The sequence below is a fragment of the Nocardia miyunensis NBRC 108239 genome, assembly GCF_001613065.1.
Lineage (GTDB): Bacteria > Actinomycetota > Actinomycetes > Mycobacteriales > Mycobacteriaceae > Nocardia > Nocardia miyunensis.
On record NZ_BDBQ01000060.1, the window covers coordinates 98,569 to 106,747 of the forward strand.

Sequence of the window (8,179 nt, forward strand, 5' to 3'; positions counted from 1 at the left end):
GCCGCATCGAATTCCGGAAAGTGCGTGGCGGCTCGGCACGCACGCCGAGCGCCGAGGGGAGCCTATCGGTGCGGGTGCGAATTCATCGCGGGCAGCGAAATGTATTCCGAAACGACACAATGACACGCCCTCGGTATTGTGAGCGATACCGAGCGCCGCATTGTGGCCGAATCCGTTCGCGTGATACGCCTTTCGCCGGATCGCCATGCCGCTCACCAGCGACGCCTGGGCGAAGTCACAGTCCCGGGCGAGCCGTCTCCGAGGACGGCACAAAATGTGCTCGCGAGACTGTTCGTCTCATTGTCCGTCGATACACTGAGCCGGGCCTGTCAACTGTGCGGGGTGCTGAATTACACGGATCGCCGAATCGGACGGCGATGACATATCCCGAGCTCGGGAGGAAAACTGCGTGTCTGATATTGCAATTGTCGGTATCGGCTGTCGATTCGCGGGCGGCATCGATTCGCCCGACACGTTCTGGGATTTCGTGGTCGACAAACGGGACGGAGTCGTGGAGATTCCGGCCGACCGCTGGGACTATCGACGATACTACGATCCCGAACCGCGCACGCCCGGTCGCGCCTACACCAAGCGCGGCGCGTTCATGACCATCGATCCCTGGGAATTCGATCCGGACTTCTTCGGCATCTCCCCGCGCGAGGCGACGGTGCTCGATCCGCAGCAGCGGCTGCTGCTCGAGGTCACCTGGGAGGCCCTGGACGACGCGGGTGTGGCCGGGCGCGCGACCGGTGCGCCGGTCGGGGTGTACGTCGGCGGATTCGTGGTGGACCAGTCGGTCATCGGCGTGGTCGGCCCGGCGCTGTTCCACACCGATATGCACACTCCGGCCAGCGCCTCCTACACGATGCTGTCCAATCGAATCGCGTACGCGCTCAACCTGACCGGGCCCGCGCTGACGGTGGACACCGCCTGCTCCTCCTCGCTGGTGGCCTTCCACCTGGCCTGCCAGGCGCTGGAGAACGGCGACTGCGAGGTGGCCCTGGCCGGTGGCGTCAACGTCATGTTGCAGCCCGAGACGTTCGTGCTGATGTGCAAGGGTGGATTCCTGGCCACGGACGGCCGCTGCAAATCCTTCGACGCCTCCGCCGACGGGTACGGCCGTGGCGAGGGCGCGGGCATGGTGGTGCTCAAGCGGCTCGAGGACGCGGTCCGCGACGGCGACCGGATCTATTCGGTGGTCAAGGCCACGGGTGCGAACCAGGACGGGCGCACCACCGCGATCACCGTGCCCAGCGCCGAATCCCAGGAGTCGCTGGCGCGCCAGGTGTGCGCGCGCGCGGGTCTGCGCCCGGACGAGATCACCTACGTCGAGGCGCACGGCACCGGAACCCTGGTCGGTGATCCGGTCGAATTGCGCGCGCTGGGAAGGGTTTTCGGCGCACCCGCCGGACGGACCGGCACGCTCGGCGTCGGTTCGGTGAAATCGACCATCGGGCATACCGAGGCCGCGGCCGGTGTGGCGAGTGTGATCAAGGCGGCGCTGGCCATCGCGCACCGCACGATTCCGCCGCAGGGCTGGCTGGACAAGCCCAATCCGGACATCCCGTTCGAGGAACTGGGCCTGAGCGTCCAGCGCGAGCCCGAGCGGCTCGCGCCCGGCGGCGCGCCGATGACCATCGCGGTCAACGGATTCGGCTACGGCGGCACCAACGCGCACGCGATCCTGCAGGAATACCGCGAGCCGAGCGTGCCCGCGGCCCACGAGCACAACCACTTCGGCATCCTGCCGATCTCCGCGCGCGGCACCGCGGCCGCCCGCGCGCAGGCGGGCCGATTCGCGGATCTGCTTGCCGCGGGCGCGGATCCGGACCATCTTGCCGAGGCGGCCTGGACCCGGCTGGCCCATCATCCGTACCGCACCGGCGTCCTGGTCGACGGCGACACCACCGAGCTGATCTGCCAGCTGCGCGGGTTCGCCGGGGGCGAGGGCCGCGACGCGGCGCGCACGATCCTCTCGCGGGTGGCAGAGCCGGTCTTCGTGTTCTCCGGAATGGGCCCGCAGCATTGGCGGATGGGCCGCGAACTGCTGTCTGCCGGTGAGGTTTTCGCTGAGACCGCACAGCGCGTCGACGAGGAGTTCCGGGTGCTGTCGGGCTGGTCGATCATCGAGGAGTTGCAGCGGCCGGAGGAGGAGTCGCGGGTCACCCGGACCGAGGTGGCCCAGCCCGCGAACTTCCTGATCCAGGTGGCGCTGGTGCGCGAACTCGCCGAATACGGCATCACGCCCGCCGCGGTGGTCGGCCACAGCGTCGGCGAGGTGTCCGCGGCGTACGTCACCGGGGCGCTGACTCTGCCCGAGTCCGTCCGGGTGGCGTATCACCGCGCCCGGTTGCAGGCGACCACGGCCGGGACCGGCGGCATGCTCGCGGTCGGCCTGAATCCCGATCAGGCCCGCGAACTGGTCGGCGACGACGCCCGGGTGGACATCGCGGCGATCAACAGCGCCGGCTCGCTGACCCTGTCCGGCGATGCGGACCGGCTGGACGAGATCGCCGAGAAGCTCACCGAGGAAGGCGTTTTCGCGCGCCGCCTGCGGGTGGAGGTGCCGTATCACAGTCAGCTGATGGATCCGATCCTGGACGAGCTGCGCACCGAGCTGGCCGAGCTGAAGCCGCGGCCGCCGATCGTGCCGCTGTACTCCACCGTCACCGGCGCACGGGTCACCGAGGGCGACTGGGACGCGGAGTACTGGTGCGCCAACGTGCGTCAACCGGTGCTGTTCCGCGACGCGATCACCGCCCTGATCGCCGCGGACAGCCGGGTGTTCCTCGAGGTCGGCCCGCATCCGGTGCTCTCGGGCAACATCCGCGAGACGCTGCTGGGCGCGGACGTCAACGGCACCACCGTGCCGACACTCGATCGCACGCAAGCGGATTCGGAGAGCATCCGGCGCACCCTGATCGGCCTGTATGCCGCCGGGGTGCTCGCGGTGGACACGCTGTTCCCGCCCGAGCGCCCGGCCACACCGCATCTGCCGCTGCCGCGCTACCCGTGGCAGCGCACCCGATTGCATTCGGCGCTACCGCTTTTCGAGCAGGCGCGCCTGGGCACCCCCGACGGATACACCATGCTGGGCGATCCGGATCTGGAGGGTCGCCCGGACTGGCTGCTGCAGGTCGGTGGCGAATTGCTGCCGTGGCTGGCCGATCACGTCGTCAACGGGGTGAAGATCATGCCTGGCGCGGCCTATCTGGACGCCGCGCTCAGTGCCGCGGCCAGCAGACTCGGCGTCAAACGCGTTGGGCTGGAACAGGTCCGGTTCGTCGCGCCGCTGATCATGGGCGCACCGGACGTGCCGCTGGTGGCGTTGAGCGTGGAGGAGGCCAGCGGGCGGTTCCTGATCCGCTCGCGCGGTGCGACCGGACAGGCGTGGACCGTGCACGCGCACGGCCGGCTGCTGACCGGCAGCCATGAGCAGACCTTCGTCCGGGTGCCGAGTATCGAGGTCGGGGTCGACATCGATCCCGAGATGTTCTATTCCGGGCTGGACGCCGCGGGTTTGCAGTACGGCCCGTCCTTCCGGCGCGTGGTGGACGTGCGGGTCGGCGAGGACGTCGCGGTGGCGACCGTGGACGGCAGTATCGCCGAGGGCTCGGGGCATCTGGCCCATCCCGCCGTGGTGGACGCGGCCATGCAGAGCGCGGCACTGCTGTTCGCCGACGAGCGGATCAACGAGGGCACCATGGTTCCGGTCGGGGTGAACGCGGTGCGGCTGCTCGCCCCGCTGCCCGAGCGGATCACCGTCGTGGCCCGCCGCGATCCGAAGGCGCGCCTGCGCGCCGACGTGGATCTGCTGGATGCCGACCAGAATCTGGTGATGCGCCTGACCGGCCTGCAGATCGGCGCGCTGTGTCCCGGAGACGACCCGCTGCACCGGATGGTCGAGTTCTACTACGCCGACACCATGGAACAGCGCGATCCGATCGACCCGGCCGCACTGGCCGACGCCGGATCCGCCACCACCGTGCTCATCGCGCTCGGAAAGAGCGCTCGCGCAACCGAACTCGCCGAGTCGATCCCGGGATCGCGGCTGTATCAGGTGGATTCGCCGGGCCCCGAACTCGAGCCGGAACTGACCGAACTCCTACAGGCCGGACGGGACGAGGGCACGCAGCGACTGCACGTGGTCCTGGTCGCCGGACCCGAACAGCAGGACGATCTCGCGGATCTGTGGACCCTCAAGCGAATCGCCGTGGCAGTACACGAATTCGCGAATCCCGAGTCCGCGGACGGCGCACCGCAGTCGGTCTTCGGCGACGGCGCGTGCCACGTCACCCTGGTGACCGAGCACGCCTTCGCCCTGTCCGGCAGCCCGATCGCACCGGAGTCCGGCCACGCCGCGCTCGCCGGTGCGCGGCGGGTGCTGCTCAACGAGCAGACCGCGCTGCGCTGGCGGCTGATCGATACCGAACCCGACACCCCGATCTCCGACCTGATCGCGGAACTGGCTGTGCCCGGGGCATTCTCGCTCGACAACTCCGACGAGGTGCTTCTTCGCGAGGGCGTGCGCTGGGTTCCGGTGGTGACCAAACCGCTGCCCGAGCGGATCGAGGACCTGGACACCGATCGCCCGCTCACCGACCCGGAGGCGAACTTCGCGCTGGAGTTGCCCCGCACCCGCGTGCTGTCCGCGCTGGCCTGGCGCGAATGTCCGCGTCCGGCACCGGGACCTGATCAGGTCGAGGTCCGCATGCGGGTCATCGGCCTGAACTACAAGGATCCGCTCAAGGTCATCGGACTACTCGGCGAACGCGAGCTCGCGCCGACGTATTTCGGCACCGTGCCGGGTATGGAGGGCGTCGGGGAGATCACCCGGCTGGGCGAGGGCGTCACCGATCTGGCGGTCGGTGATCTGGTCGCGATCGCGGCGAAGGGCATGATGCGGCGTTTCGCGATCGCGGATCGCTCGCTGACCATCCCGCTGCCCGCCGACACCGATCCCGGATACTGCACCAGCACAATCGCTTTCGGCACCGCCGAATACGCGTTGCACGATCTGGCGCGGCTCGAGCCGGGGGAGACGGTGCTGATCCACGGCGCGGCCGGTGGCGTCGGCACCGCCGCCATCCAGGTCGCCAAGGCGCGCGGGGCGCGCATCATCGGCACCGCCGGCACCGACGAGCGCCGCGCGCACATCCTGACCCTGGGCGCGGACTACGCGGTGAACTCGCGTTCGCTGAACTTCGTCGACGACGTGCTCGAGATCACCGGCGGCGTCGGCGCGGACGTGGTGCTCAGCAGCGCGCCCGGGGAGATCCTGCGGCAGAACTTCAACGCCGTGGCCGAGTTCGGCCGCATCGTGGAGGTCGGCAAGGCCGACATCTACACCGGTGGGCTGCTCGAGATGAGCAACTTCGACAAGAACGTGGCCTACTTCTCGATGGATCTGGACCGGCTGGTCGCGGTGCGACCCGAGCGCCTCACCGCCCTGCTTCAGCGCGTGTATGAGCGGGTGCTGGAAGGGGTGTATCAGCCGCTGGAATACACCATGTTCGATACGCGCGAGGTGGCCAAGGCGTTCGAGGAGACCATCCGCTCGACCCGCACCACCCGGATCGCGCTGCGCATGGACGATCCGGAGCCGCCCGTGCGGCCGTATCTGCCCGAACTCGAAATCGACGGCGACGCAACCTATCTGGTCACCGGCGGCTTCGGCGGATTCGGCATGGCCACCGGCCGCTGGCTGGTCATGCGCGGTGCGCGGCGGCTGGTGCTGGCCGGACGCAGCGGCGCGACGACCGAGGAGGCGCGACGGCAACTCGAGGCCTGGCGCACGGTCGGGGTCGAGGTGCTCGAGTGCAAGCTCGACGTCACCGACGCCGAGGCCGTGGCGGCGATGGTGGCCCGCGCGCACACCGCGGAGCATCCGCTGCGCGGTGTGTTCCACGCGGCGGGCGCGGTCGCCGACAACCGGATCGCGCTGATGGAACACGATCAGCTCGACCGGGTGTACCGGCCCAAGGTGCACGGCGCGCGGGTGGTGCACCAGGCGATCGCGGACGCCGGTATCGAACTGGACATGTTCGTGCTGTGCTCCTCGGGTGGCTCGATGTACGGGATCTACGGCCAGTACAACTACTGCGCGGCCAATGTCGCGGTGGAGTCGCTGGCCGAGCAGTGGTCCCGCGCGGGCGAGCGGGCGCTGTGCGTGGGCTGGGGGCACCTGTCCGGTGCGACCGGCGGTATGGCCGCGGACGAGACGGCGATGAAATATCTGGATCTGGTCGGATTCGGCGCCATCGATATGGCCGATGCCACTGCCTACCTGGAACAGACCCTGCGCCTGGGCGCGACGCGGGCGGCCATCATCCCGACCGACTGGGCGAAACTCACCGGCACCTTCCCGCAGCTGACCCGGACCGGGCGCACCATCGCCCTGGCCCAGGCATCGGCCAAGGACACCTCGGAGCTGGCCCGGCTGCGTGCGGAACTGGCCGAGATGGAAGAGGTCGAGCGCGGCCCGTTCATCGCCCGCAAGATGGCCGGGGAACTCGCGGTGGTGATGGGTGTTCCGGTGGAATCGATCGATATGACCGTCCCGGTGCCCGAGCTGGGCCTGGATTCGCTGATGGCGGTGGAACTGGGCGCGCGGGTGACCAAGACGCTCGGCATCGATCTGATGTCCCTGCAGATGGGCCGATCATTCAGCCTGGAACAGGCCGGACCCAAGGTGGCCGAGTTGATTCTCGCCTCGGCGACGACGACATCGGAAGCCGAAGCGCCGCAACCGGTTCTGGCCGGTGTGACATCGGACCAGCCGGCGGCCGACGGTGCGGCCAACGGCCGCGCACCTGTGGATTCACCGCTGGTGCCGGCGAATTCCGAGGCCGGGGCGTGAACGTCCGGCCGCGGTGAACGAACCCATCGACACAGCGTGCCGCGCACGGCCCGACCGAGCATCCGCGAGGTGGGCCGTGCGTCGGCGCGCACAGGGAAGTGAGGACACGTCGTGGTCGGTTTCGGTCTGATCGATGAGTGGCAACCCGCGCCCGGCCGCCTCATCAGCTGGGTGGCCTCGCCGCAGGCGCTCGAGCGGGCCGCGCGGGCGCCGGAGCATCCCGTCCCGCCCTCACATCAGCAGGAGGAGTATCTGCGCCTGGCGGATCGGCACAGCGGGGCGGATTTCCGGTATTCGGGACTGTGCGTGGTGACCGCCGAGATCCCCGCCGGGGACCTCGATCGCGAGGCGATGACCAATGCTGTCAACGCCTTCCTGCAACGCCACGACAGTTTCCATACCTGGTTCGCCATCGACCCCGGCGGGACGGTCCGGCGGCATCTGGTGCCCGCCGAGGCGATCGAATTCGTCCCGGCCGACCACGGCGAGATCTACGACTCGGAAACGATCCGCGAACACGTGGAGAAGACCACCCCGGGGCCGTTCAACTGGGACTGCTTCACCTTCGGCGCGATCGAACGCGCCGAATCCACCACCGTGTACCTGGCCGCGGACCATCTGCACACGGACGGATTCGGCCAGTACATCGCCGGTTTCGAACTTGCCATGTTGTACGTCGCGCAGGTCTGGCAGAACTCGGGCAAGCTCACCGAACCGGCCAGCTATCTGGACTACTGCGCCCGCGAGCGCGCCTACACCGAACAGCTCACCGTGAATTCGCCCGGTGTGCGGCGCTGGGGGCAGCTGCTGCGCGGCAACGACGGCCGATTGCCTTGCTTCCCATTGGATCTGGGCAAGAGCCTGGACGGCTACAACCGCAGCGCGCACCGCACCGTCACCCTCCTGGACGCGGCCGCGGCCGAACGGTTCGACCGCGTGTGCGGCGAGCAAGGAGCCGAATTCGCCGGTGGCATCTTCGCCGCGGCGGCGCTGGCCGAACGCGAATTGACCGGCAGTGACTACTATTTCGGCATGACGCCGATCAGCACGCGCGTCTCGGCGGCCGAGCGCTCGTCGGTGGGCTGGTACGTCAACCTGGTGCCGGTGGCCTTCCCGATCGGCCCGAAAACCCCGTTCGCCCGCATGGTCCCGATGGCCCAGCGCGCCTACGACGACGGACTGCTGCTCGCGCCCACGGCACTGCACCGGGTGCTGCGTCTGCTGCAATCGGATTCGGAGATCAAGGCCGGGCCCGGCTCGGGACATCCGATGATCTCCTACGTGGACACCCGTGAGCTGTCCGGCAGCGAGTACTTCGGC

The 8,179-nt window shown here is 69.0% G+C and carries 2 protein-coding genes; both read left to right on the forward strand.

What is annotated here, in order from left to right:
• The first annotated feature begins 409 nt into the window (after positions 1-409).
• Positions 410-6,859 (forward strand): type I polyketide synthase, encoded by a 6,450-nt coding sequence (locus tag NM2_RS26110; RefSeq protein ID WP_067673829.1) that lies wholly within the window; start codon positions 410-412, stop codon positions 6,857-6,859.
• Positions 6,860-6,970: 111 nt separating this feature from the next.
• The coding region (locus NM2_RS26115; RefSeq protein ID WP_067673831.1) for a condensation domain-containing protein at positions 6,971-8,179 on the forward strand (1,209 nt) is incomplete at its 3' end.